Source organism: Streptomyces sp. NEAU-174 (assembly GCF_052665095.1).
On record NZ_JBQTCE010000004.1, the window covers coordinates 541,820 to 566,891 of the forward strand.

The window sequence follows — 25,072 nt, forward strand, 5'->3', positions numbered from 1 at the left end:
AGTTCGGAGGTGAGTGAAGTGGCGCGGGCGTCAGGCGTGCGCCGGGGTCAGGCGGCCCATGCGCTCCAGGACGGCCTCGGCCGTGGGCGCGTGGAGTTCGTCGACGACGCGGCCGTCGGCCAGGAAGACCACGCGGTCCGCGTAGGAGGCGGCGACGGGGTCATGGGTGACCATCACGACGGTCTGGCCCAGCGCGCTCGCGGAGCCGCGCAGGAACTCGAGGATCTCGGCGCCGCTGCGGGAGTCGAGGTTGCCGGTGGGCTCGTCGGCGAAGACGATGTCGGGCCGACCGGCCAACGCGCGGGCGACGGCGACGCGCTGCTGCTGGCCGCCGGAGAGCTGGGCGGGCCGGTGGCCGAGCCGGTCGGCCAGGCCGACGGTCCGGATGATGCTCTCCAGCCAGGCCCGCTCCGGTTTGCGGCCCGCGATGTCCATGGGGAGGGTGATGTTCTCCAGCGCGCTCAGGGTGGGCAGCAGGTTGAACGCCTGGAAGACGAAGCCGACGCGGTCGCGGCGCAGCCGGGTGAGCTGACGGTCGTTCAGGGTGGCGATCTCCGTGTCACCGAGGCAGACCGAGCCGAAGGACGGCGAGTCGAGACCGGCCATGCAGTGCATCAGGGTGGACTTCCCCGACCCGGACGGACCCATGATCGCGGTGAACCGCCCCTTGCCGAAGCCGACCGTGACCGCGTCGAGGGCCACCACACGGGTGTCCCCCGTGCCGTACACCTTCGTCAGATCGGTGGCGTGGGCGGCGTAGGACTCCGGGGCGGAAGGGGGCTGGTGTGCGTGCATGCCGGTCCTCGGTGAGCGCTCGGTGGACGGCCCTCGTGGCGGAGGGCGTCGCCGCTGATGGCGACACCCATGAGCCTCCCGCCCCGCCACCCCCGCGCGGATCCCCCGACCATCCGGAGCCGCATCCCCCGATCGGGGGAGATCTCCGCCGAACCACTCGGCACGCCCGCGGGGCCGCTACTCGGCGCGCCCCGTGCGGAAGGCCCAGGCCGCGATCTCGACCCTGTTGCGCAGCCCCAGCTTCGCCTGGACCGAGCCCAGATGCGTCTTGACCGTGCTGGGCGCGATGTACAGCTCGGCGGCGATCTCCGGGTTGGTCAGTCCGCGGGCGATGCCCTGGATGACCTCTTCCTCGCGGTCGGTCAGCGGCTCGGCCGGCTCATGCGCGGCGCGCCGCCGGCTCTTGGTGAAGTGCTGGAGCAGCCGGAGGGTGATCTGCGGGGCGACCATCGCGTCCCCGCGCACGGCCGCCCGCACGGCCTCGGTCAGCAGCGCCGGACCGGCGTCCTTCAGGAGGAAGCCGGACGCGCCGTTCGACAGCGCGGTGTACACATACTCATCGAGGTCGAAGGTGGTGACCACGACCACCTTCGGGGCTCCGGGCCGACCGCCGCCGGCCAGTCGGCGGGTGACCTCCAAGCCGTCGGGCGGGGGCATCCGGATGTCCACGAGGCACACGTCCGGCTGGGTCTCGCGGGCCAGCGACAGGGCCGAGGCCCCGTCGGCGGCCTCGGCCACCACCTCCATGTCGGACTCGGCCGACAGCACCATGCGGAACCCGGCCCGCACCAGATGCTGGTCGTCCGCGACCAGGATGCGTATGGTCATGCCGTCCTGCCCTCCCGTAGCCGCAGCCCGCTTCGTACGGCGTGCCGCCCGCGGGTCCGCGAGGTGCGCGCGGCCTCGTCGGGGCGCAGCGGTACGGAGGCGCGGACCCGCCATCCGCCTTCAGCGCGGTGGCCCGCCTCGAAGGCGCCGCCGAGCAGTTCGATCCGCTCCCGCATGCCCATGATGCCGAAGCCGCCGCCGAGCCGGCCGAGGCTGCCGCGGTGTCCGGACGGGGAGCCGTGTCCGTCGTCCTCCACGACCAGTTCCGCGTGGCGTGCCGCCACCCGGGCGGACACATCCACCGACCGCACTCCGCGCGCATAGCGCTGGGCGTTGGTCAGGGCCTCCTGGAGGACGCGGCTCAGCCCGCCGGTGACCTCGGCCGGTACGTCCTCCGGCAGATCCCGCCCCAGGTCCAGCCGGACCGGCAGCCCGGTCCCCCGTGCCTCGTCCACGATGCGGTTCAGGACCTCACCCAGGTTCTCCGGATGCCGCGGGGTCTCGTCACCGCGCATGGAGCCCACCAGGCGCCGCATCGATGTCAGCGCCTCGCCGCCCGCGTTCTCGACGGCCTCGAGCATCTCGTTCAGCGCCTGCGGGTCGGGGGTGCCCCGCCCGGTGACATGGCGTACGGCCTGCAACTGGACCACGATCGCGGTCACCTGGTGGGCCACGGTGTCATGCAGGTCCCGGGCCAGCGCGAGCCGTTCCTCCTGCCGCACCAGCTGTCCGGTGCGCTCCTGCTGGACGTCGTAGAGCCGCAGCACCAGCCCGCAGACGAAGGCCAGCGCCAGCAGCAGCGCGGTGTTGTCGGAGAAGTCACCGGGATCGGAGTCCCGCAGGAGCGGGACGGAGAACACACTGACGGTCATTGCCGCCACGGACACCAGGGCCCACCAGGGTGTGCAGCGCCGCACCCCCACGGCGAGGAGGAACAGCAGGCCCATCACTTCGGTGCCGCTGGACTCGCTGGTCACCATGTTCACCGGCATCAGGTGGTAGGCCACCGTGGCCGCGAAGGTACCGGCGCAGGCCACCAGCGCGGCCCGCGGGACCCATCGGACATCACGCACGACGGCCAGCACGGCCATCGCCCCGGCCAGGACCCCGGAAGCGATCGGCACCCAGTCCCCGGCGTACGCCTCCGTGTCGAGGTCCGGGTCGAGGACGAGCCGTTCCCGCACGTCCTGGTAGACGGAGAAGAGGAACCACAGGGCCAGCGCGGCGATCAGGATCCGCCCCGGCCAACGTCGATAACCGGCGCGCCGGCCGGAGGACACAGCTATTCGCACCCGCGCCACCCTACGCACCTACGGCGGCGATTGCCGCCCGTCTCCCGCCCCCGGGCCCTCGCCCGGGTCGGTGGGCATGGGCGCGGGCCGTGCGTCGCGCACCCGCTCCGGTGTCCAGTACGAGGGGTCCGGCGGATCCGCCCGGTGGCTCCGTGGGGTGTCCGGGGCGGGGGGATCGCCGGTTTCGTCGCCCCGGGCGGTGACGGCGAGGACCGCGACGATGCCGGTCCCCACGGCCGCCGCAGTGATGAGGACTGCGGTGAGCGGGCGCATGACGTTCTCTCCCGATTCTCTCCCGAGGGTGGGGCGCTGCGGATGCCGGAGGCCGGGGCCCCGAGTGCGGGGCCCCGGCCGAGTGCGGTGTGTGTGGTGCTCTGGTGCTCAGCCGTTGGCCGTGTTGTCGTAGATCGTCTGGATCTTGTTGTCGAAGTAGGGGCTGTCGATGTAGGCGGGCGGATCGGTCCGGGTGCTGGTGACGCCGATCTCGGTCCCCAGACCCGTGGTCTCGTTGTAGTCCCGCAGCCAGGGGCCGCCGCTGGCGCCCTCGACCATGGTGCACCCGTTCTGCACCCGGGAGCCGTCCTGCCACGTGGGGATGTTCTGGCACACATAGGGCAGCTCGCCGTCGTAGCCGAAGGCGGCCGGATAGCCCCAGACGGTCACGGTGTTGGAGTACCCGTAGTTGTAGCCGAGCCCCATGCCGCCGACGGTGTTGACCAGCTTGCCGCCGCCGTTGTCCCAGACGTTGACCACGCCGATGTCGTAGTTCAGGTCACTGTTGTTGATCCAGCCGTTGAACGTGGTCAGCGTCTTGGCGGACCAGGTTCCGTACGGCCGCGAGCCGTTGTAGTACGCGGGCACGAACACCCAGTTGGTGGCCCAGGTGCCACCGGCGCCACCGTGGACGCAGTGCCCCGCGGTGAACACCATGTTCTTCGTGGGATTGTTGACCGCCGCGGCGGAGCAGGCGTAGTCGCCGCCGTTGGTCGGATTGTGGAAGAAGACCTTGCCCTGCACGATCGAGGTGGCGATCCGCACCCCACGGGCCTTCTGCGAGCTGGCTTTCTGCGGTTTCGCGAGCTGAGCGGGTTCGGCCGCCGCGTCGTTGGCCGCCTTACGCGACGCCCTGGCGTCGGCGGGCGTGTCGGCCTCGACGGCTCTGCGCATACGCTGCGGGGTCCAGTATTTCCCGGCGGACTCCGCGGATGAGCGGGACGCTGCACTCTTGTGCGTGGACACCGCGGTGTCCACGCTGCGTGTGACGGTGCTGTGCGAATCGGCGGACGCGGCCGCCGGAATCGTCAGGGCGAACGCGAAAACCACTCCGCTCGCCGCTAAAACGACCTTGCGTATCTGCACCAGTCCCCCAGTTTTTGATCGGGACGGGGAGCGGCTGCCCCCGGTGAAATCCCGGGCGCACCGTATCGCGTGATGAAGTGCGCACGCCAAGCTCCCGCAGGTGGTCAGAACGGTATCCGGCCAGGCATGACGCCCCCGGCCCGGTACGGAGAACCGCCTCGCGACCGCTGGACTGCCCTTTCCGGTAAAAGCGGAACGGGTCGTGTACCGCATTGAACGAGGAATTCCGACGCGTCAACGCGCGTCAACGGCCGCCTTCTCCCAGACGGCGACGGCCACCCGATCCCCGACAGTGTCCGGAACCCGTAATCGCATTTCTCTCGTCGAATTCACGGAAGTATTCACGCAGTTACGGCAGCCCCGTACTACGCAATGGGCCCGCCTGCCGCAGCGGATGCTGTTAGCCTCCCGGCATCCCGTAGGCCCGCCGCTCCGAGGAAGACCATTGGTGACGAACCTCCAGGACGACCAGGAAGACCAGGACGCCCAGGACAGCCAGGACACACCGGCGCCGCAGCACGCACCGGAGGCTCCTGACACGCCGCCCCCGGGCTGCCCCGCCCACGCCGCGCGGCTGTACGGGCCGGACTTCCGGCGCCGCCCGGACGAGACCTACCAGCGGATACGGCAGGACAGCGGACCCGTTGCCCCGGTCCTGCTCGAAGGCGACATCGACGCCTGGTTCGTCCTCGGCTACCGCGAGACCCGTCAGGTGCTGTCCGACACCGAGACGTTCGGCCGGGACCCGCGCCGCTGGAACGGCTGGGACAGCGTGCCGCCGGACTGGCCGCTGATGCCGTGGGTGGCGTACAGCCCGATGATGACCTTCACGGAGGGCGAGGAGCACCAGCGGCGCGCGACGGCGGCGAGCGAGGCCCTCGCCACGGTCGATCCCTTCGTGCTGCGTGGCCACTGCGAGCGGCTCGCCGATCAGCTGATCGACAAGTTCGCCGGGAGCGGCAGGGCGGATCTGGTGTACGACTACATCTACTCGGTGCCCACCCTCGCCACGGCCGAGCTGTTCGGCCTGTCCCAGGACGAGGCCGGGCTGGAGGCCCTGGCGGCGGGGCTGACCGTGTCGTTCCTCTCCAACGAGGAGGCCATCGCCGGTCAGCAGCGGGTCGCCGCGTATGTGACGGAGCTGGTGCGGGCGAAGCGCGCGGATCCGGGCCCGGACCTCACCTCGCGGTTCATCCTGAACACCCCGGACCTCACCGAGGAGCAGCACACCGCCGACATCATGGTGCTGATGGCGGCGGCGCTGCCGCTGACCTCGTACTGGATCGGCAACACCCTGCGGCTGATGCTCACCGACGAGCGCTTCGCCATGACCCTCTCGGGCAACCGCCGCAGCATCGGCGAGGCCATGAACGAGGTGCTGTGGGCGGACTCCCCGTTGCAGAACCTCATCGGGCGGTACGCCACCCGCGACACCGACCTCGGCGGCCGGCACATCCACGCCGGTGACCTCGTCGTCCTCGGCCTGGCCGCCGCCAACGCCGATCCGCTGCTGTGGCCCGACACCCCCGTCGGCCACGCCGGGAACCACTCCCATGTCGCGTTCAGCGGGGGCGACTACGGCTGCCCGGCGGGTGGTCCCGAGACGGCCAGGATCATCGCGGAGACGGCGATCGAGGTGCTGCTGGACCGGGTTCCGGACCTGACACTGGCGGTGGCGCCGGACGAGCTGAGATGGGCGGACTCGTTCTGGTACCGCTGCCTGGAGTCACTGCCCGTCACGTTCAGTCCGGCCCCGGTCACCGCGGGCTAGCGCGCGTGGTGTCAGTTGCCGGGTGGCTGCTGGAGCATGGCGAGGGTCAGGACATTGCCGCCGATGCCCCAGCCGCCGTCGGTGACCTCCTCGACCAGGACCAGGGTGGTGGCTCGGGCGCGCTCACCGTAGATGTCGACGTACAGCTCGGTGGCACGGGTGACGATCTCCTCCTTCTGCTTCTCGTCGAGGGATCCGGCAGGGACCTTGAAGTTCGCGAAGGGCATGGTCGTTTCTCTTTCGTCCGTGGATTTCGGTGGGTTCGAGGGTGCGATTCGGGTGTGATTACAGTGAGCTGCCCGTGGTGAGCAGATCGTCCAGCCCGGCCCTGCGGAAGAACTCGGCGCGAACGCGGTCGGCGACCGCGGAGACGACTTCGCTGCCGTCGCGGCTGGGGTCTATGTGGGTGCGCAGCGGACGGGTGCCGGCCGGCAGGTCCACCAGGCGTACGACGGCGTCGGCGACGTGCGCGGCGTCCGCGTCCGGCGGGATCAGCGCGGCCAGCCGCTGGTCGAGCTCGGCCAGCAGGGTGCCGTAGCGCTCGTCGTAGGCGGTGGCGCGGTCGGAGTCGGCGGGCGCGCCCGCGTGGCGGAAGTGGTTGGTGCCGGAGGTGAAGGCGCCGGGGACGACGATCGCGGTGTCGATGCCGAAGCGGACCACCTCGGCGGCGTAGCTGACGGCCAGGGCGTCCATGGCGGCCTTCGCGGCGAAGTAGGGCCCGATGAAGGGCGGGCAGCCGCCGCGGGTGCTGGAGCTGCCGATCCACACCAGCAGCCCCTCCCCCTGGGCCCGCAGCCGCGGCAGCGCGGCGCGGTTGACGCGCTGGGTGCCCAGGACGTTGACGTCGTACAGCTGGGCCAGCTGCTCGGGGGTGAACGCCTCCGCCGGGCCGGTGACCATGTGTCCGGCGTTGTGGACGATCACGTCCAGCCGGTTCCGGTCGGCCAGGATGCGGGCGATGGCTGCGTCGGCGGAGTCCTGCGAGGTGACGTCGAGCTCTACAGCGCGCAGGTCGACGTCGTGGTCGGTGGCGTAGCGGGTCAGCTCGGCCACCGCGGGAGCGTTGCGGGTGGCCGGCTGCCGGATCCCGGCGTAGACGGTGTGGCCGGCGCGGGCCAGGGCGCGTGCGGTCAGCGCCCCGAAGCCGCTGGAGGCGCCGGTGACCAGAACGGTCGTGGGGGTGTCGGAGGGCATGGGGTCCTTACGGGCGGAAGAAGGCGGGAGAAGGGAGAAGAAGGGGGAATGATGTGCGGTGGCGGTCAGATGATGCCGCCGTTGGCGCGGACGCGCTGGCCGTTGACCCAGTGGCCGGCCGGGGAGGCGAGAAAGGCCACGACCTCGGCGATGTCGGCGGGGGTGCCCAGGCGCTCCAGCGGGGGCTGGGCCGCCATCCGGGCGATGGTCTCCTCGTCCTTGCCGTCGAGGAACAGATCGGTGGCGGTGGGGCCGGGGGCCACGGTGTTGACGGTGACGTCCCGGCCGCGCAGCTCGCGCGCCAGGATCATGGTGAGCGCCTCGACCGCTCCCTTGCTGGCGCTGTAGGCGCCGTAGCCGGGGAGGGCCAGGCCCACGATGGACGTGGAGAAGGTGATGAGCGCCCCGCCGCCGCGGATCCTGCGGGCGGCCTGCTGGGCGACGACGAAGGTGCCGCGGATGTTGGTGCGGTGCAGCGTGTCCAGCTCCGCGAGGTCCAGCTCGGCGATGGGCGCCAGATACATCCGGCCGGCCGCGTGGACGACGACGTCGACACCGCCGTACTCGGACTCCGCGGTGTCGAAGAGCGCGGCCGCCTGCTGTTCGTCGGCGACGTCGGCCTGGACGGCGACGGCCCGGCCACCGGCGGCGGTGATGTCCTTGGCGGCGGCCTCGGCCGGTTCGCGGTGGCCCGCGTAGCCGATGACGACGGCGTATCCGTCGGCGGCCAGCCGCTTCACCGACTCGTGGCCGATACCGCGGGAGCCTCCGGTGACGATGGCGACGCGGGGCCGGTCGGTGGGGTGCTGGGGCGCGGCTTCTTGAGGTGACATGGAGACTCCTGGGGGCATGTGCTGACGGACTGATGCCACGGCGTACGGGCCGTGGACCCCGGGGCGCCGGCGTCGTTCGGCGCCGTGCCCCTTCGGTGTTCCCAGCTTGGGCCGGGATCGCCGGGCCAGCCATGGCTCTCTCCACCCAGGGGTTGTCAGCCCCTGGCTCAGCTCACCGGCACAAGCGACCATGGAGGGCGTGAACCATTCCGAATTCGCCGCCTTCCTGAAGTCCCGGCGCGACCGCATCCGCCCGGCCGACGTCGGTCTGCCCGCCGGTCCACGGCGCCGGGTGCCCGGTCTGCGGCGCGAGGAGGTCGCCCAGCTGGCCGGGCTGTCCGCGGACTACTACACCGAGCTGGAGCGCGGGCGCGGCGCCCAGCCCTCCGCTCAGGTGCTGACCGCGCTCGCCCGGGCGCTGCGGCTGAACGGCGACGAGCGCGACCATCTGTTCCACCTCGCCGACCGGCCCGTTCCCCCGGCGACGCACGGCCCGGCCGCGCAGGTCCAGCCGGGCCTGCTCGGCCTGCTGGACCGGCTCACCACCACCCCCGCCCAGGTCATCACCGATCTGCACCAGATCCTCGTGCAGAACGAGCTGGCCGCGGCGCTGGTCGGCCGTCCCCCGGCGGTGCGCGGCCCCGCGGCGAGCTTCGTCTACCGCTGGTTCACCGATCCGGACGCCCGTGGGATCTACCCGCCCGAGGACCACCCCCACCACTCCCGGGTCTTCGTGGCCGATCTCCAGGCCGTCGCCGCCCGGCGCGGCGGCGACTCCGAGGTACGGCGGATGGTGGCGGCGCTCCGCCGCCGCAGCGAGGAGTTCACCGCCCTCTGGGACACCCATGACGTGGCCCTCCGGCGGACCGACCACAAGCGCATCGTCCACCCCTCGCTGGGCGTCATCGAGCTGGACTGCCATTCCCTGTTCAGCGAGGACGGCCACCAGCGGCTGCTGTGGTTCAGCGCCCCGCCCGGCACCGAGGGCGCCGCCCAGCTGGAGCTTCTCTCGGTGATCGGCACGCAGGACATGACGGCCGGCGAGCACAGCGCGTCCGGGTGAGCCCCCGCGATACGGCGGCGGTCCGGCGGCCTCGGCGACCGGCCACGGCCCCCTGATCGCGCCAACATGGTGACGTTCGGGGCGCGGAGCGAGCAAGCGGTCCGTCTTTGGGAACCCCTGTCGCAGTACGCGCGGGCGCTGCCCGGTGCCGGGGCCACGGCACCGGCGGTGGGCCCGCCGGTCTCCGACTCACCCAAGGACCCCGTATGAATGGACCAGCCCCGCTTCTGACCCTGAACAACGGCGTGCGGATGCCCGCCCTCGGCCTCGGTGTCTACCAGAGCCCGCCCGACGAGACCGTCCCCGCGGTGACGACCGCGATCGAGGACGGCTACCGCCTGATCGACACCGCGGCCGCCTACGGCAACGAGAAGGAGGTCGGTGAGGGCATCGCCCGCTCGGGCATCGCGCGCGAGGACATCTTCGTCATCACCAAGCTGTGGCTGACCGACTACGGCTACGACTCCACCCTCCGGGCCTTCGACACCAGCCTCACCAAGCTGGGCCTGGACCACCTCGACCTGTATCTGCTCCACTGGCCGGCCCCGTCCACGTACGACACCACGGTGGCCTCGTACAAGGCGGCCGAGAAGCTGCTGGCCGACGGCCGGGTGCGGGCCATCGGCGTATGCAACCACACCCCCGAACACCTGACCGCTCTCATGGCGCGCACCGAGGTCGTGCCCGCGGTGAACCAGGTCGAGCTGCACCCGTACTTCAGCCAGCCCGAGCTGCGCGCGTTCGACGTCCGCCATGGCATCGTCACCCAGTCCTGGTCGCCCATCGGCGGGGTGAACCGCTACGGGGGCGAGGGCGCGGACAAGGTCAGGGATCCGCTCCAGGAACCCACCATCACCGGCCTCGCCGAGAAGTACGGCAGGAGCCCGGCCCAGATCATCCTGCGCTGGCAGGTCGAGCACGAACTGTGCGCGATCCCGAAGTCCGTCAAACCCCACCGCATCGCGGAGAACATCGGGATCTTCGACTTCTCCCTGACCCCTCATGAGGTGGCGGCCATCGACGCGCTCGACACCGGGACGCGGGGCGGGCCCGACCCCGACCGGGTCGAGCTCGACACATTCTCCTGAGACCCGGTTCTTCCGGGACACCGGGTGCGGGGCGGCCATCGGCCGCCCCGCGCACGGCCGTCAGGACAGGAGACTACTGAGTTCCTTCGTGGAATGATGGCGCGTGCTTTTGTCGGTTCCAGACCTCTGTCGGTGGGAGAGAGGCATGCGGGGACTTCAGGGCAAGAGGATCGTCATCGCCGGTGGCGCCACCGGGATCGGCGCCGCCACGGCCGAGCGGCTCGCCGGGGAAGGTGCCTCCGTCGTCGTCGGCGACATCGACCTCACGGGCGCGAAGGCCACCGCCCAGCGCGTCGCCGAGGCCGGCGGCACCGCGGTCGCCGTGCCGTTCGACCTCGCCGACGAGGAGTCGATCGGCGCGCTGATCGATCGGGCCGCCGCCGAACTCGGCGGGGTCGACGGGCTGTACAACGTCGGCGCCGACCTCTCGGACGGGCATCTGGGCCGGGACACCGATCTGCTGGAGATGGACCCGGCCGTGTGGCGGCGCACCCATGAGGTGAATCTGCTGGGCTACGCCCTCACCTGCCGGGCGGTCATCCCGCGGCTGCTGGCGCAGGGCGGCGGCGTGATCGTCAACACCTCCTCCGGCGCGGCCTGGGGAGGGGAGCCCCGGCGTCCCGCGTATGCCGCCTCCAAGGCCGGGATCAACGCGCTGACCCGCCATATCGCCTCCCGTTGGGGCAAGGAGGGCATCCGCTGCAACGCCGTGGCGCCCGGGCTGGTCATGGGCGACACCCAGAAGCAGCGGGACGACCAGCGGCTCCAGGCCATGGCGCTGAAGATCGCCCGCAGTCCGCGGCTGGGCGAGCCCGCGGACGTGGCGGGCACCGTGGCGTTTCTCCTCTCGGACGACGCCGAGTGGGTCAACGGCCAGGTGTGGTCGGTCTGTGGCGGCATGAGCCTGCGCGACTGAGGGCTCCCCCGCGACCGTCTCGCGGCGGGCCAGGCCGTCCGTACGGCCTCCTACGGCGTCCAGGGCCCGGACACTCGCCAACTCACGTCATCGGCCCATGACGTGGCGCTGTCGAAGGGGTTGGACCCTCCGTTGGTGGCGATGTAGACCTTGTTCTCGTAGTGGCGGATGAACCGGTCGGGGTAGTTGTAGGACGCGAACGAGGTGCCCTGGCCGTTCTTGCCGGTCTGGGGGCAGAAGGTGGCGTCGGCCCGGAAGACGGCGGTGCCGTCCATCGGCTGCCGGAGCAGCTGGTAGTTGTAGTGGCGCAGGAAGTCGCCGGGGTAGTTGCGCGACTCGAACGACACACAGGAGGCGTTGGCGAGGCCGCGGCGGACGATCCAGGACGCGTCGCCCTTGTCGAGCGCGGAGCTGCCGGAGGACACCACGGAGGTGACGGCGCTGTTGGCCTGGTGGCGGACGTAGCGGTCGGTGTAGCCGGGGGTGGTGGCGCGCAGGGACATCGTCGAGCCCGCGTCGAGGGTGCCGCCCGCCACGGGGCTGGGCGCGCCGTAACCCACGGAGACGACGTTGGCCTGCACGGCGTCGTCGGCCGCGTCGGTCGGCAGGCCGCTGGTCATCACGCCCTCGAAGAACGAGCCGATGGACCCGTTGCTGTTGTCGCCGCCCGTCCCGAGGACGATGGAGCCCTCCTGGTGCATCGGTGAGTAGCCCGGCCTGGACGGCTCAGGACCCGCGTACTGGGTGGTGAGCCTGCCGGACTGGGCGTTGCCGTCCTTGAGGGCGAAGTAGTTCTGTCCGTTGTTCTTCAGCAGGGCGGTGACGAAGGGCGCGGAGTTGCCGGTGTTCGATGGGTTCTTGCTGTAGCCGCTGTCCGACTGGAACAGGCCGTTCTCCAGATCCGCCTGCACCCAGGGCCCGGATCCGCCGCACGGCGGGAACCAGCACTCCGTACCGAAGTTGATGGCGTCCATGTGGCCGTTGCCGGTGTCGGCGATCTGCACCTCGGCGTTGCCGTAGTCGAAGCAGCACAGGTCATTGACATGGGTGCCGGAGGTGACCATGTACATCCCCTCGGGCCGGCCGTTGACGGCGACACCGGAGGCCGCGGTGTGGCGGTAGCCCATGCGGCCGGAGAAGGACGCGCCGTAGACCTGGTGGCCGCCCGCGGTCACGGGTAACGCGTCCGCGGGCACACCCGAGTTGGCGGGGCCCGCGGTGCCGGCCGGTTCGATGGGCATGTGGTTGCGGCGCGGTGACTGGTCGTAGATGACGTTGATGACGCAGGTGGTTCCGGCGCAGAAGGAGTCCTGCCGGGCGGCGTCGGCGTAGCCGCCCGCCGTCAGCGTTCCCACGTCGGTCACCGCGCTGTCGGAGGCGCGTTTCAGCTGGTAGAGCGGGCCGTTGAAGGAGGCGTAGAGGGCCCGGGTGGTGCTGTGCGCGGCCACGCAGGGCGTACCGGCCGCGGCGTAGATGTCGCACGGCAGGGAGGCCGCGGCCTGGGATGTGCCCGTGCCGCCGGCCAGGAGCCCGAGGACGAGGGTGGCTGTGGCGCCCACCGACAGCAGCGCTCTTCTCACCCTCGTGAGACCCGGAGGAACCTTCATGGTGGTGGCCTTCCCGTTGCGGAATGTCGGGGGCATGCCATGCTCAATGTTCGATATATCGCACAATGACCGTGAAATCGAACCTGACGGTAGGGCTGGGGACCGCCGGCGTCAATGGCCGTGCGCGGAGGAGTAGCCTCCTGCGCGGCGACTCGTACGGTTCATTCGCCCCCACCGCATATCGAGGAGAGACCGTTTGTCGACGTTTGTCGTGTTCGACCTTGAGTTCACCACATGGCCGGGAGCGCTTGAGCAGGACTGGTCGGAACCGGGGCAGCTGCGCGAAATCGTCCAGATCGGCGCGCTGCGCATCAGCACCGGCTCTTCCGCTGACGCCTACTCCGTTGTCGAGGAATACGAGGCGCTGGTGAGACCGGTGGTCAATCCTCGGCTGTCCCCGTTCTTCACCGGCCTCACCGGCATCGACCAGCGGACCGTGGACCGCGAGGGAGTCGCACCCGCCGAGGCCATCGGTGACTTCCTGGCGTTCTGCCAGGGGCAGTCCGTTCTCTCCTACGGCAATGACATGGTCGTCCTCGGGGAGAACGTGGGGTGGGCCCGGGCCCGCGGCGAGGAGGTCAAGAACGGCTTTCTCACCACCCCCTTCCTCAATATCCGGCCATGGCTGAACACCCTCGCGCCGATGACGGCCTCGGCCAATTCCGGTCGGCTGTGGGAAGCGCTCGGACTGCCCAAACCCGCGGCCGGCAAGGAGCATTCGGCGCTCTTCGACTGCTATTCGATCGCCGCGGCGATCGGACACGTCCGCGCCGGTGGGGCCACCTTGCCCGAGGGGTGCCTCTAGGGGCGGACCGGCGGATCTTGACGCCTGCGGCGGGCCGCGCGGCGGAGCCGCATATCGATGCTGCCCCCTCCCCGCCCCTTCCCGAAGCATCGATATGCGGCTCCGCCGCGTGGTGGGGCTCCGCCCCAGGCCCCGCTCCTCAAGCTCCCCCAGCTACCGCTGGGAGGTGCCCCCCGGAGGGGCTGGAAGGCGGGGCTCCGCCCCAGGCCCCGGGGGTCCGGGGGCGAAGCCCCCGGTAGCGGGAAGGGGCGGGGAGGGGAACGCATCGGCCATCGGCGAGCGTGGTGTCCGACGCGCTGACGGCGAGTGGCACAATCCGCCCGAGAGGCCGAAGATCTTGCTCGGCGGTGCCCGCGCGCCGCCCGGTACGCATCGAGGAAGGATCCCCCACATGACCGCAGTACGCGGAACCACCGTGGACATCCCCACCCAGGACGGCATCGCCGATGCCTATCTGGCCCATCCCGACGACACCGACCGCCATCCGGCCGTTCTGTTCTACATGGACGCGTTCGGCCTCCGGCCACATCTGCGGGGGATGGCCGACCGGCTGGCCGCGGCCGGTTATACCGTGCTGGTGCCCAACGTGTTCTACCGCCACGGGCGCGCTCCCGTGGTGGAGTTGCCCGACTTCCTCGACCCGACGGCGCGTTCGGCCGTCTTCGAGCACATCGCCCCGATGGCACAGGGGCTCACCCCCGAGCGTGCCGTGCGCGACGCCGGCGCGTATCTCGACTGGCTGGCCTCCTGCGCGCAGGCCGCCGACGGGCCCGTGGGCCTCACCGGCTACTGCCTGGGCGCCGGGCTGGCCCTGCGGACCGCCGGAGCGCACCCCGGTCGTGTCGCCGCGGCGGCCGGTTTCCACGGTGCCTTCTTGGCCACGGAGGCGCCGGACAGCCCGCACACGGTGGCCGGGCAGATCACCGCCGAGCTGTACTTCGGACACGCGGACCAGGATCAGTCCCTTCCCCCCGAGCAGATCGAGCGCCTGGACAAGGCCCTCAACGAGGCGGGTGTCCGCCACCGCACCGAGGTCTACGCGGGCGCTCAGCACGGCTTCACCCAGGCCGACACCTCCGCCTACGACGCCGAGGCCGCCGAACGCCACTGGGAGGCCCTGCTCGACCTCTTCGGCCGCACCCTCTGACCGTGGTGGGCCATGGCTGATGACCGGCCGCCCCGAGCCGGTCACCACACTCCGGCCTAGAGCTGCCGGAGGTGGTCCCGCAGAGTACGGGCCACCTGCGCCATCAGGGCCTCGGCGCCGGGCTGGCTATTGGCGGGCACCAGCGACTCGGTGAGCACGGCGACGGCGAACACCTGACCGTCGGAGTGCTCGACGATCCCGATCTCATGGCGGAGGTTGAGAAGGGTGCCGGTCTTGGAGGACCAGGTGGTGGCGTCGGAGCTGAAGTCCGGGGCGAGTCGGTGCCGCAGCACGTTGTGGGCCATGAGGTCGCGTACCCGCTGCGCCACTTCGGGGTGGATCCTCGACGGTGTCCACAGGGCCTGGAGCAGTTCCACCCAGGCGCGTGCGCTGCCGGTGTTGGCCCGGGTGGTGTCGAGTTGTGGCACCCGATGGCCGCGGCCGCTGGTGCCGGCGTCGATGGCGAGGGCGTGGGCGAGATGCACCTGTGCGGCATCGAAGCGCTCCACGGGGGTTTCGCTCAGTTCACGCATCCCGTGCCGGACGGTGATGCCACGCAGCCCGAGCTCATGGAGGATCTCGGCCACCTGGGCGGGCGGGGTGAGGTCGAACAGCGCGTCCGCCGCCGTTCCGTCGCTCACACAGGTGCTCAGATAGAGCAGGTCGTCGACCGCGATCCGGACGGGGTGGCGGAACCGGCTCAGCCCGGTGGGGCCGGGCGTGGTGATCCGCCCGGGTGGCACATCGAGCATCGTGGCCCCGTCGAGCTCGCCACGTCGGATGCGCTCCAACGTGGCCAGTGCGAGCGGAACTTTGACCAGGGAGGCGGAGGGCAGCTGGGTGTCCGGGTCGATCCCCAGCTCGTCCCCCGTGTGGAGGTCCCGTACGAGCAGACAGCCGTGCAGGCCGCCGTCGCGCAACTGCCCGCGCAGATCGCTCAGCAGTGGCTCGGCGCTCATGCCCCGGCTCCTTCCGCGGTGCCCGCCCGGGTGGCCGCCTCCGCGCTGCCTGCCCGGGTGGCCGCTTCCGCGGTGTCCACGGGTGTGCGCGATTCCTCGGTGCCCGCGCCGAGGCAGCGGGCGATGGCGCCGCCCAGGCGCCCTTCGAGATGCTGGGGATTGCCGTCCGCCGCGGCGGCGAGGGCGAACCCCCGGCTGAGCGCGATCTCACCGATGGGCCGCCACGTCAGGGCGAGTTCCTCGGCCTGCGCGGGAGAACACAGCAACAGGTCGCGGGTGCAGAGGACTTCGGCGGCGGCGGTCGTCAGATCGTCCGCGGCCACGAGCTGTGCGGGCCGCAGACCGACCGCGTCGCGCAGCCGGGTGAGCGGGTCGCGGATATGCGGCACATCGTCCTCCGGCTGGATCCATATCCGGCGGGCCGGGCCCCGCGCGGACCGGCCGACCCGCAGCGTCTCGAGATAGACCCGCCGCACCCCGGGATCCCGCACCCCGGCGAGCCCGAGCGGCACGGACCACGTGGCCTCGTCCGCGGGCACCGCGAGCAGGGCGGCCCGCACCTGCTGGGCATGGATGAGCTCCAGGCGCCGCGCGGGCGCCGCCACGCGGAGATCGAGGGTGACCCCGTGCCCGCGCGCCTCGGCGACGAGGTGGGCGAGACCGGCCGTGGAGCAGATGCCGGGCACCGCGAGCCGCCACGGCTTGCGCTTGGCAGCCTCCGCCTCGTGCAGCAGCACATCGGCGGCCTGTACGAGCTGTCTGGCCACCGGCAGCATCTCCCGCCCGAACGGGGTGAGCACGGCCCGCCGCGAGGTGCGCTCGAAGAGCTGCTCCCCGAAGCGCTCCTCCAGCGCGGCCACGCGACGGCTGGCCACCGACTGCGACATCCGGGCGGCGGCCGCCCCGACGGTGAAACTTCCCCGCTCGCTCACGCTGACGAACGCCCGGCACACTCCCACCAGATCCACAGCCGCACTCTATGCCAGATCGGCATGAAGAAGCGCATGAGCGTATTGGACCGCATAGCCGCCGGGCGGCGAGGGTGATCCCAACGCCGATGACCACGCCCCGGAAGAGGGGCTCGGCTCGGTCATCCCATCCCGTGTGCGCCCCGCGTGACGGGGCCCCAACCGGAGGTTCGGACCATGCGATTCACCCGTACCCGGCACACCGCCGTCAGCGCGTTCGCCACGCTCGCGCTGCTCGTCCCGCTGACGGCCTGTAGCGAGGGGGATTCCCCGGACGCGTCGGCGCCGTCGAGCTCCTCGTCCACCTCCGCCGAGAGGGCGAGTACGGGCGCGGACGCGAAGGCGGTCGCCGGCGAGTTCAAGAAGCTGGAGCGCTCCTACGACGCGCACCTGGGGGTCTACGCGATCGACACCGGCACCGGACACGAGGTGGCGTACCGCGACGGCGAACGGTTCGCCTTCGCCTCCACGTTCAAGGCGCTGGAGGCGGGCGCCGTGCTGCGGAAGTACAAGCTGAGCGGGCTGGACCGGGTGATCCGGTACTCCAAGGACGATCTGGTCGACAACTCCCCCGTGACCGAGAAGCACGTGGACACCGGGATGAGCCTGGGCGCGCTGTGCGACGCCGCCGTCCGCTACAGCGACAACACCGCGGCCAATCTGCTCTTCGACCAGCTCGGCGGGCCGAAGGGCCTCGACGCCATCCTCGAGAAGCTGGGCGACGACGTCATCCAAATGGAGAACATCGAGCCCGAGTTGAGCCGGTGGGTGCCGGGTGAGACGCATGACACCACCACCCCGCGGGCGATGGCCAAGGACCTGCGCGCGTTCGTCCTCGGCGATGTCCTCGGCAAGGGAGAGCGCGCACAGCTCACGAAGTGGCTGCGGACCAACACCACCGGGGACGAGCTCATCAGGGCCGGAATGCCCAAGGGCTGGCAGGTCGGCGACAAGACCGGAAGCGGCAGCTACTACGGCGCCCGCAACGACATCGCCGTGGTGTGGCGGCCCGGCGCCGCTCCCCTCGTCATGGCGATCATGTCGTACCGCGGCGACAAGGACACCCCGTTCGACAACAAGCTGATCGCGGACGCGGCGTCGGTGGTGGCCGACACGATGTCGTAACGCGGTCGGCCGCGTAGCTCAGCCGCGCAGAACATAGCCGCGTAACCTCAGCCGCGCAGGAAATATCAGCCGCGCAGGAAATACAGGACCGTCATGGTCACGGCGGTGGTCAGAATGACGGCCCGCAGCAGCCACGCGGGCAGGCGGCGGGCGATCCGCGCGCCCGCCACACCACCGGCCACCGCCCCGACCAGCATGGCGACGAGCAGCCGCGGCGCGCCCAGCGCGTCCGAGGCGATGAGGAACAGCCCGGTCGCGCTGAGGTAGATGGCCGTGATCTGGGCGACCCGCATCGGGTTGCCGGTCGAGGTGTCGAGGCCGAGACCGATGCTCCACACGGCCAGCATCATGATGCCTACGGCACCGCCGAAGTATCCGCCGTACACGGCGAGGAGGAACTGGCCGAACAGGACGGCCCGGGGGCTCATGCCGACCGCATGGCCCCTCGCCTCGCTCACCGCGCGGGAGACGCGGCGCCCGAAGGCGAGGACCACCGTGGCGAAGGCGAGCAGCCAGGGCACCGCGGCGTCGAACGACACCGCGGGCAGCGCCAGCAGCAGACCGGCGCCGAGCCCGCCACCGAGCACACTGACCGTCGTCAGGGCCCGTGTGGAGGTGTCCCCGACCGGGGCGAGATCGCGCCGGTACACCCATGCGCTCGCCACGCTCCCGGGGACGAGGGCCACGGTCGAGGACGCGTTCGCCGTCACCGGGGGCAGACCGGCCGCCACCAGGGCCGGGAGCGCCACGAACGTACCGCCGCCCCCGATGGCGTTCAACGCCCCGGCGGCCACACCCGCCAGCAGAACAAGCACCGTCTCGGACACCCGCCGAGCATCGCCCCTCGGCCCGTGGGCCCACAATGCGCGATCCGCGTAGCGAGCCCAAGGCCCTGCCTTAGGCTCATCGGTGTGCGGTACGACCTGGACGACCTGCGGCTCTTCCTTCACATCGTGGCGGAGGGCTCGATCACGGCGGGCGCTCGCCGGATGCATCTGAGCCTCCCGTCGGCCAGCGCGCGGGTGCGCTCGCTCGAGCACCACGCGGGCGTGGACCTGCTGATCCGCGGCCGGCGGGGCGTGCGCCCCACCCCGGCGGGGACGGCGCTGGCCCGCCACGCACGGGACGTGCTCGACCGGACGGCGCGCCTGGAGAGCGCCGTGGCGAGCTACGCCCGGCCGCCGACCGCCCCGCTGACCCTGCTGGGCGGTGGCTCCGCGATGCACCGCCTGGTGCCACGGGCCCTGGTCTCGTTCCTCCGCGCACACCCGGACGTCGACGTCGAGGTGTCCGAGAGCCGCACCCCACGGACCGTGCGGATGCTCGCCGACGGCGAGGCTGACCTGGGCGTCGTCCTCGACCGCGAGGCCCGCGACTGCGGTCTCACCATGGAACCCCTCGGCGACGACTCGCTGGTGGTGATCGGCCAGTGCGGCGGGATCCTCGCGGGGCGTACCGAGGTGACCTACAGCGAGGTGGCCGAGCATCCGCTCGTGGGACTCGACGCCGGTTCCTCGCTGCGCCGCTCGATCGAGAAGAACCTCGGTCCGCACGCTCCGGCGGTGCGCTACCGCACCACCGTCGCCCACCTCAACACCCTGGTCTCCCTCGCGGCCGCCGGTGTCGGACTCGCCGTCGTGCCACGCCGTGCCATCGCCCCGTACCATCCGCTCGACGTATGCGACCTCCGCGATCCCTGGGCGCGCCGCCACCATCTGCTGGCCTGGGGCGCGAAGGCCGGAGCCTCGTCCACGGCCACCGCCGCACTCGCCGACCATCTGCGCCGCGCGGCCCTGTCCGAGCCGGACGGAGGCGAGGGCCTTCCGGCCCAGTAGGGTGCCGTCGCCGGGAGCGGCAGCCGATGGAGCCGACGAGAGAGACCGTGCCACGTAATGTTCGCCCGCCTCTGGGGCGGCTGACAGTTCTCACGTGCACGTCCGTCCTCCGGATCCCGAGGATGTGGCTCCCATGAGACGGCGTGAGACGGCACGCCCGGCGCTCCTGACCACGCGAGGGATGAACACCGGGCCGGGCCCGGATCAGCCCTGCCGGACGTGCCCGGTGCAGAGGCGGCGCAGCTCACCCACGCTGTCCGCGAGCGTGCGGTCGCCCAGCGATCCGAGGACCGCCTCCTCGGCCTCGGCGGTGAGCGTGGCGAAGTACTCACCGGCGTGCGCGGTGACCGGGCACACGGGCTCCACCCCCGGCGAGGGGGCGAACAGGGGCTTGTCGCCGACGGCACAGCGATAGATCTCGGCCAGGGTGATCCGGTCGCTCGGCCGCCCCAGCCGCGCCCCACCGGTGCGGCCCTTGACGCAGACGACCAGCCCCTGGTCCGTCAGCGGGACGAGGAGCTTCCGGACCAGGCTCGGGTTGGCGTTGAGTTTATGGGCCAGCTCGGCGGAGCTCAGCGGCCCGTGCCCGTTCTCGGCGGCCACGGCGAGGAACAGCATCACCTGGAGCGCACGGGAGAACCGGATGTCCAGCACCTTCTCCACCTCCGCCCGCAGATCGGGGCACAGCCTACTCGACGGTGCCGTTCCGCCCTCATCTAAAAAGCAATCGTTACAGTTGCAGTTTACGCCGTAAAAACTGTACCTTTCAGACTCACACTTTCGAGGCTCCGGGGGAAGTCTCATCGGAACGACACGTCTGGAGAGCGACACCGTGAACACCCGCCTGACCACGGCACTGTCCCGCCCGTTCACACTGGGTTCGGCGAAGCTGCCGAACCGGATCGCCATGGCACCCATGACCCGCGGGCACTCCCCCGATGGCATCCCCGGTGAGGACGTCGCCGCGTACTACGCGCGCCGGGCGGCGGCGGGGACCGGCCTGATCATCACCGAGGGCACCACCGTCGACCACCGGTCCGCCGGTTATATCGACGGCGTCCCCCGGTTCCACGGCGAGGAGCAACTGGCCGGGTGGCAAAGGGTCGTTGACGCCGTGCACACCCACGGTGGCGCGATCATGCCCCAGCTCTGGCACGTGGGCATACAGCGCACCCCGGGAGCGCCACCGTTCCCCGACGCCCCGTCCGTGGGCCCGTCCGGGATCGCGCTGGACGGCACGCCCGGCGCGGGCGAGACGATGACCCTCGCCGACATCGACGACGTCATCGGCGCCTTCGCGAAGGCCGCGCGGGCGGCCGAGGAGATCGGCTTCGACGGCGTGGAGCTGCACGGCGCGCACGGCTATCTCATCGACCAGTTCCTCTGGGAGCGCACCAACCGGCGCACCGACGCCTACGGCGGCGATCCGGCCTCCCGGACCACGTTCGCCGCCGACCTCGTGGCCGCCATCCGCGAGCGGGTCGCGCCCGACTTCCCCGTCGTCCTCCGGTTCTCCCAGTGGAAGTCCGACAACTACGACGTCCGGCTCGCCGAGAACCCCAAGGAGCTGGAAGCCGTGCTCACGCCGCTGGCGGAGGCCGGTGTCGACGCGTTCCACGCCTCCGGGCGGCGCTACTGGCAGCCGGAGTTCCCCGACACGGGGTCGGATCTGAACATCGCCGGGTGGACGAAGAAGGTCACCGGCAAGCCGGTGATCACCGTCGGCTCGGTCGGCCTGGACAGCGCCTTCCAGCCCGGCTCCCTCTCCGGCGCCAACGCGGCCGTGGAGTCCATCGACCGGCTCCTGGAGCCTCTGGAGCGGGATGAATTCGACCTCGTCGCGGTCGGCCGCGCACTGCTCGCGGACCCCGAGTGGGCCGACAAGGTCCTGACCGGCCGGGTGAACGAGCTCACCCCGTTCAGCCGGGACGCGGTGGAATCCCTGCACTGAAACCCCCGCACCGAAACCCCACACCAAGGGGGACGGCGCCGGCCAGCACGGGGGGATCCGGCCGGCGCCGGGCACGGGGTGCGCTAGTTAGTTTAACATTTCACCACTATCCCGCATTCCCGGTGCCGGCCGGCGCCGGAGCCACCGCCGTAGACGGTGGCCTCGCGGGAGGTCTCGGCGATGCCATCGGGGCCGTTGAAGACGCGCTTGCCCCAGTCGGTGAGCCTGGCCGGGTCGAAGTCGGTGGCCAGGTCCAGGATGGGATCGGTGTTGCCGCTCCAGGACCAGGCCAGATAGCCCAGCTTCAGCCGCTGGGCGGTCGCCATCATGGTGTTCTCGTCCGGATCGCCCCACTGGTCGGCGGGACCGCCGAACTCACCGATGAGGAGGGGCAGCCTGGCGCTCACGAAGGCGTTCAGATAGTCGGTGATCTCCTGCGCCGTGTCATAGACGCTGTACATGTGGATCGAGAAGATCAGATTGCCGGTGGAGTCGGCGTCGTACACGGTCCGCGCGTTGGTGCGCATCACGCTCTGGAGGTCCTGCCCCCAGTTGGGGGCGTCCACCATGATGGTGTGCTGGAATCCGGCGCTGCGCAGCTTCTGGACGGCGGCGACGGTGGGGGCGGTCCAGCCGGCCGGGTCGGTGTTGCCCCAGGGTTCGTTGCCGATGTTGATGATGACGTAGTTCTCCTGGCCGGTGAGCACGCTCTTGAGGCCGATCCAGTAGTCGGCCGCCTGGTCGAGCGTGCCGGCCGCGGCATCCTCGCCGTAGCCGGTGGTGTCGTGCACCTCCAGTACGCAGATGAGCCGGTTGGCCTTGCAGAGTGAGCGCGCGATGGCGTCCGTACGGTGGCTACGCGGTAGATTTGGGAGCGCTCCCATCCATTGCATCGGGCCCGGGAGACGTCAAGGCCTCGGGGAAAGGGCGGCCACCGGAATGCGGACCGGGCGCGCCGGGGTTATGCCGGTCATGAGCGATTCATCCGGCGATGCCGCCTTCTCTCCGGCCGAGCGCGAAGCCATCCGCGCACGGCTGACGGCCGAGCGTGCCGAGACCGGCACGCGGATCGCTGCCCTGGACCGTGAGTTCGACGCGATCGTCGCGTCGAACGCCCTGGTGGCGGTGGACGACGAGCACGACCCGGAGGGGTCGAGCACCGCCTTCGAGCGGGCCCACACCGCCGCCCTGCTGGCCCAGGCCCGCGATCATCTGACCGCCCTGGACGAGGCGCTGGAACGGCTGGACCACGGCGCCTACGGGCGGTGCGAGGTGTGCGGAGAGCCGATCCCCGCCGAGCGCCTGGAGGCGCGCCCCACGGCGACCACCTGCGTACGCTGCGCGACCGCCCACCCCCGCTGAGCGGCTCAGCCGGCCGACCAGCTGTCGGGCCGCGAGCCGTCGATGTCGGTGAATCCGTACTCCCGGGCGAGCTCGGCGGAGCTCACCGATCGCTGGTTCCACCTCGCCCGGCCGGGGTCGGCGGCCAGGGCGGCGACGGCGCGGCCGACGTAGCGCGGTGACTCGGAGGAGGCGAAGGCCTCGGGGGCGGTCGGGCGGCCCTCGCCACGGTCCGGGAGCAAGGCGTCGCGCCAGTTGTCCTCGCCGACCCCGTACGCCTCCAGCATCATCTCCGAGCGCAGCCAGCCCGGGGTGACGGCGACGGCGGTCGCCCCGTGCGGCGCCAGCTCGTGGCCCTGGGAGAAGGCCAGCCGGTTCACGGCGGTCTTGACCAGGTCGTAGAAGACCGAGATGCGGTACCGCTCGGCGTTGTACGCGGCGGTGCCGTCGGTCATCTCCACGAGCAGCCCACCCGGCCTGCCGATCAGCAGTGGCAGCAGGTGGTGCGAGGTGATCAGGTGGGTGTCCAGCCCGAGCCGGAGGATGCGCAGTCCGTCCTCGAGGCTGTGCTGCCAGATCGGGGTGTTCCAGTCGGCGGGCCCGCCCTTGAGCCGCTCGGCGCCCCAGATGTCATTGACCAGCACATCGATGCCGCCGTGATCGTGGCGGATGCGCTCGGCCAGCCGCCCGACCTGCGCGGGGTCGAGGTGGTCGGTCCGTACGGCGACACCGGTGCCACCGAGCCGTGTGACGAGCTCGGCCGTCTCCTCGATCGTCTCGGGCCGGTCGTAATCCGACCCGCCCCGGCCCGACACGCTGCTGCGTCCGGTACAGATGACGGTCGCTCCGGCCTCGCCCAGCGCGGCCGCGATACCGCGCCCGGCGCCACGGGTCGCCCCGGCCACCACGGCGACACGTCCGCGCAGCGCATCGTGATCGAGTGTCCCGTGCACACCATGAGTGTGGCAGATCGCGGATCAGCGGGCGCGCGCTCCGCGCCGCACACAGCCGCCTCGGACCCGTCATCAGGTCAACAGCGCTGGTCCGGGCACTAGTTGTTTCCCCAGAGCCACCGCATGTCCGCCACCCCGAAGCATGGCCGATTTTCGCCCGGTGAGACGATGCGCTCGCCCGAAACACACCTCAACAAGCGAAACGGAGGGCGAATGCATAAACGTCGTGGAACCGTGACCCGCCGCTGGAGAGTCGCGGCGGTCGCGTCCACGGTGGCCGTAGCGATCGCGGTCCCGGTGGCGATGGCCCAGGCTTCGGCCGAACCGCCACCGGAGGTCAGCGCCAAGGGCGCCTACCTGCTCGACACCGGTTCCAACAAGGAGCTGATGGCCAAGGACGCCGACACCAGGCGTCCGATGGCGAGCACCACGAAGATCATGACTGCCCTCGTGGTGCTCGAGACCCGAGGTCTGGACCTCAACCAGCAGGTCACCATCAAGCAGGAGTACCGCGACTATGTGACCAAGTCCGGTGCCAGCACGGCGGACCTCCAGACCGGTGACAAACTCACCGTCAACCAGCTGCTGTACGGATTGATGCTGCCGTCCGGCTGCGACGCGGCGATGGCGCTGGCCGACACGTTCGGCACCGGCGACACCACCGCCGAGCGGACCAAGTCGTTCATCTCCAAGATGAACACGAAGGCGAAGGACTTGGGGCTGACCAACACCAAGTACGACTCCTTCGACGGTGTCTCGGCCGACGCCGACAACTACTCGACGCCCCATGACCTGGCGCAGCTGACCAAGCGCGCCATGGACAACGCGACGTTCGACACGGTTGTCAAGTCGGTGTCCACCAAGCAGGAGGCTCCGGCGGCCAATGGCCACACCCGGTACTACTCCTGGGACAACACCAATCAGTTGCTGGGTTCGTACCAGGGCGCGATCGGTGTGAAGACCGGGACCACCACCCCCGCCGGGCCCTGCCTGGTGTTCGCCGCCAAGCGCGGCGACAAGACGGTCGTGGGAGTCATCCTCAACGACGCGGACCGCTACCCGGACGCCAAGAAGATGCTCGACTGGACGTACGACACCACCACCGAGGTGAAGTGGCGCCAGCTTCCCAAGGACGCTCAGCGGGACTGATCCACAAGCCCCGTGAGGCGACAGCGCGGTGGGCCCGCCCGAACCCCTCCCCGCCCGGCAACACCCCCCCGGGGAGGGGACCGGAACACCCAC

General features: G+C 71.0%; 26 protein-coding genes and 1 pseudogene. 12 read left to right on the forward strand and 15 right to left on the reverse strand.

Going from position 1 to position 25,072, the window contains the following annotated elements; all coding sequences use genetic code 11:
* Positions 1-30: 30 nt before the first annotated feature.
* The 5 genes from ACT2CW_RS14785 to ACT2CW_RS14805 form a co-directional block, all read right to left on the reverse strand.
* Entirely contained in the window at positions 31-795 is a 765-nt protein-coding gene (locus ACT2CW_RS14785) for an ABC transporter ATP-binding protein (protein WP_445516884.1), read from the reverse strand.
* A 177-nt stretch (positions 796-972) separates the two neighbouring features.
* A complete protein-coding gene (locus ACT2CW_RS14790) occupies positions 973-1,623 on the reverse strand; it encodes a response regulator (protein ID WP_037947457.1) in 651 nt (216 codons plus the stop codon).
* On the reverse strand, positions 1,620-2,915 hold the full coding sequence (locus ACT2CW_RS14795) for a sensor histidine kinase (protein WP_445516885.1): 1,296 nt from the start codon (positions 2,913-2,915) through the stop codon (positions 1,620-1,622). Before ACT2CW_RS14795 ends, ACT2CW_RS14790 begins: the two co-directional genes overlap by 4 nt.
* Positions 2,916-2,933: 18 nt before the next feature.
* Positions 2,934-3,188 (reverse strand): hypothetical protein, encoded by a 255-nt coding sequence (locus ACT2CW_RS14800; RefSeq protein ID WP_445516886.1) that lies wholly within the window; start codon positions 3,186-3,188, stop codon positions 2,934-2,936.
* 108 nt (positions 3,189-3,296) lie between these two features.
* Positions 3,297-4,082: a trypsin-like serine peptidase gene (locus ACT2CW_RS14805; protein ID WP_445516887.1), complete on the reverse strand. Its 786-nt coding sequence runs from the start codon at positions 4,080-4,082 to the stop codon at positions 3,297-3,299.
* 64 nt (positions 4,083-4,146) lie between these two features.
* On the opposite strand from ACT2CW_RS14805, the gene ACT2CW_RS14810 reads away from it, so the two are divergent.
* Both ACT2CW_RS14810 and ACT2CW_RS14815 read left to right on the forward strand, forming a co-directional pair.
* On the forward strand, positions 4,147-4,347 hold the full coding sequence (locus tag ACT2CW_RS14810; RefSeq protein ID WP_445516888.1) for a hypothetical protein: 201 nt from the start codon (positions 4,147-4,149) through the stop codon (positions 4,345-4,347).
* A gap of 375 nt (positions 4,348-4,722) precedes the next feature.
* Complete coding sequence (locus tag ACT2CW_RS14815; RefSeq protein WP_182473901.1) at positions 4,723-6,045, forward strand: cytochrome P450; 1,323 nt, start codon at positions 4,723-4,725, stop codon at positions 6,043-6,045.
* Positions 6,046-6,056: 11 nt separating this feature from the next.
* Here the strand turns inward: ACT2CW_RS14815 and ACT2CW_RS14820 are convergent, their stop codons facing one another.
* The 3 genes from ACT2CW_RS14820 to ACT2CW_RS14830 form a co-directional block, all read right to left on the reverse strand.
* Entirely contained in the window at positions 6,057-6,272 is a 216-nt protein-coding gene (locus tag ACT2CW_RS14820; protein WP_037947464.1) for a tautomerase family protein, read from the reverse strand.
* A gap of 58 nt (positions 6,273-6,330) precedes the next feature.
* Complete coding sequence (locus tag ACT2CW_RS14825; RefSeq protein WP_445516889.1) at positions 6,331-7,239, reverse strand: SDR family NAD(P)-dependent oxidoreductase; 909 nt, start codon at positions 7,237-7,239, stop codon at positions 6,331-6,333.
* A 65-nt stretch (positions 7,240-7,304) separates the two neighbouring features.
* The gene (locus ACT2CW_RS14830) at positions 7,305-8,072 is read right to left on the reverse strand and encodes an SDR family oxidoreductase (RefSeq protein ID WP_445516890.1); all 768 of its coding nucleotides are present in this window, start codon (positions 8,070-8,072) and stop codon (positions 7,305-7,307) included.
* Positions 8,073-8,271: 199 nt separating this feature from the next.
* Here ACT2CW_RS14830 and ACT2CW_RS14835 point away from each other — a divergent pair, with 199 nt between their 5' ends.
* The 3 genes from ACT2CW_RS14835 (at position 8,272) to ACT2CW_RS14845 (ending at position 11,139) form a co-directional block, all read left to right on the forward strand.
* Positions 8,272-9,135, forward strand: a complete 864-nt coding sequence (locus tag ACT2CW_RS14835; protein ID WP_445516891.1) for a helix-turn-helix transcriptional regulator — start codon at positions 8,272-8,274, stop codon at positions 9,133-9,135.
* Positions 9,136-9,341: 206 nt separating this feature from the next.
* The gene (locus tag ACT2CW_RS14840) at positions 9,342-10,223 is read left to right on the forward strand and encodes an aldo/keto reductase (protein WP_445516892.1); all 882 of its coding nucleotides are present in this window, start codon (positions 9,342-9,344) and stop codon (positions 10,221-10,223) included.
* 145 nt (positions 10,224-10,368) lie between these two features.
* On the forward strand, positions 10,369-11,139 hold the full coding sequence (locus ACT2CW_RS14845) for an SDR family NAD(P)-dependent oxidoreductase (protein WP_182473905.1): 771 nt from the start codon (positions 10,369-10,371) through the stop codon (positions 11,137-11,139).
* Positions 11,140-11,189: 50 nt separating this feature from the next.
* Here ACT2CW_RS14845 and ACT2CW_RS14850 read toward each other — a convergent pair whose 3' ends face one another.
* Positions 11,190-12,746: an alpha-L-arabinofuranosidase B gene (locus ACT2CW_RS14850; RefSeq protein WP_445517020.1), complete on the reverse strand. Its 1,557-nt coding sequence runs from the start codon at positions 12,744-12,746 to the stop codon at positions 11,190-11,192.
* A 196-nt stretch (positions 12,747-12,942) separates the two neighbouring features.
* Here ACT2CW_RS14850 and ACT2CW_RS14855 point away from each other — a divergent pair, with 196 nt between their 5' ends.
* Complete coding sequence (locus ACT2CW_RS14855) at positions 12,943-13,551, forward strand: 3'-5' exonuclease (protein WP_164434595.1); 609 nt, start codon at positions 12,943-12,945, stop codon at positions 13,549-13,551.
* Between the two features lie 391 nt (positions 13,552-13,942).
* Positions 13,943-14,698: a dienelactone hydrolase family protein gene (locus tag ACT2CW_RS14860; protein ID WP_445516893.1), complete on the forward strand. Its 756-nt coding sequence runs from the start codon at positions 13,943-13,945 to the stop codon at positions 14,696-14,698.
* A 56-nt stretch (positions 14,699-14,754) separates the two neighbouring features.
* Here the strand turns inward: ACT2CW_RS14860 and ACT2CW_RS14865 are convergent, their stop codons facing one another.
* Both ACT2CW_RS14865 and ACT2CW_RS14870 read right to left on the reverse strand, forming a co-directional pair.
* Positions 14,755-15,657 carry a serine hydrolase gene (locus ACT2CW_RS14865; protein WP_445516894.1) on the reverse strand — a complete coding sequence of 301 codons (903 nt, stop codon included), beginning with the start codon at positions 15,655-15,657 and terminating at the stop codon, positions 14,755-14,757.
* Positions 15,654-16,625: a LysR family transcriptional regulator gene (locus ACT2CW_RS14870; RefSeq protein WP_325120120.1), complete on the reverse strand. Its 972-nt coding sequence runs from the start codon at positions 16,623-16,625 to the stop codon at positions 15,654-15,656. Before ACT2CW_RS14870 ends, ACT2CW_RS14865 begins: the two co-directional genes overlap by 4 nt.
* Before the next feature lie 177 nt (positions 16,626-16,802).
* Here ACT2CW_RS14870 and bla point away from each other — a divergent pair, with 177 nt between their 5' ends.
* Complete coding sequence (gene bla, locus ACT2CW_RS14875) at positions 16,803-17,750, forward strand: class A beta-lactamase (protein ID WP_445516895.1); 948 nt, start codon at positions 16,803-16,805, stop codon at positions 17,748-17,750.
* A gap of 65 nt (positions 17,751-17,815) precedes the next feature.
* On the opposite strand, the gene ACT2CW_RS14880 is transcribed toward bla, so the two are convergent.
* Complete coding sequence (locus ACT2CW_RS14880; RefSeq protein WP_164434018.1) at positions 17,816-18,577, reverse strand: sulfite exporter TauE/SafE family protein; 762 nt, start codon at positions 18,575-18,577, stop codon at positions 17,816-17,818.
* 84 nt (positions 18,578-18,661) lie between these two features.
* On the opposite strand from ACT2CW_RS14880, the gene ACT2CW_RS14885 reads away from it, so the two are divergent.
* Positions 18,662-19,585 (forward strand): LysR family transcriptional regulator, encoded by a 924-nt coding sequence (locus tag ACT2CW_RS14885; RefSeq protein ID WP_445516896.1) that lies wholly within the window; start codon positions 18,662-18,664, stop codon positions 19,583-19,585.
* Between the two features lie 204 nt (positions 19,586-19,789).
* Here ACT2CW_RS14885 and ACT2CW_RS14890 read toward each other — a convergent pair whose 3' ends face one another.
* Positions 19,790-20,239, reverse strand: coding sequence for an RrF2 family transcriptional regulator (locus ACT2CW_RS14890; RefSeq protein ID WP_182473911.1), 450 nt, complete (start codon positions 20,237-20,239; stop codon positions 19,790-19,792).
* 178 nt (positions 20,240-20,417) lie between these two features.
* On the opposite strand from ACT2CW_RS14890, the gene ACT2CW_RS14895 reads away from it, so the two are divergent.
* Positions 20,418-21,536 carry an NADH:flavin oxidoreductase gene (locus ACT2CW_RS14895; RefSeq protein WP_445516897.1) on the forward strand — a complete coding sequence of 373 codons (1,119 nt, stop codon included), beginning with the start codon at positions 20,418-20,420 and terminating at the stop codon, positions 21,534-21,536.
* Positions 21,537-21,673: 137 nt separating this feature from the next.
* Here ACT2CW_RS14895 and ACT2CW_RS14900 read toward each other — a convergent pair.
* A pseudogene (locus ACT2CW_RS14900) lies at positions 21,674-22,360 on the reverse strand (cellulase family glycosylhydrolase); the annotation flags it as partial.
* A gap of 148 nt (positions 22,361-22,508) precedes the next feature.
* Here ACT2CW_RS14900 and ACT2CW_RS14905 point away from each other — a divergent pair.
* Positions 22,509-22,898 (forward strand): TraR/DksA family transcriptional regulator, encoded by a 390-nt coding sequence (locus ACT2CW_RS14905; RefSeq protein WP_445516898.1) that lies wholly within the window; start codon positions 22,509-22,511, stop codon positions 22,896-22,898.
* Between the two features lie 5 nt (positions 22,899-22,903).
* On the opposite strand, the gene ACT2CW_RS14910 is transcribed toward ACT2CW_RS14905, so the two are convergent.
* The gene (locus ACT2CW_RS14910) at positions 22,904-23,830 is read right to left on the reverse strand and encodes an SDR family oxidoreductase (protein ID WP_445516899.1); all 927 of its coding nucleotides are present in this window, start codon (positions 23,828-23,830) and stop codon (positions 22,904-22,906) included.
* A 213-nt stretch (positions 23,831-24,043) separates the two neighbouring features.
* Here ACT2CW_RS14910 and ACT2CW_RS14915 point away from each other — a divergent pair, with 213 nt between their 5' ends.
* A complete protein-coding gene (locus tag ACT2CW_RS14915; RefSeq protein WP_164434032.1) occupies positions 24,044-24,979 on the forward strand; it encodes a D-alanyl-D-alanine carboxypeptidase family protein in 936 nt (311 codons plus the stop codon).
* The last annotated feature ends 93 nt before the right edge of the window (positions 24,980-25,072 follow it).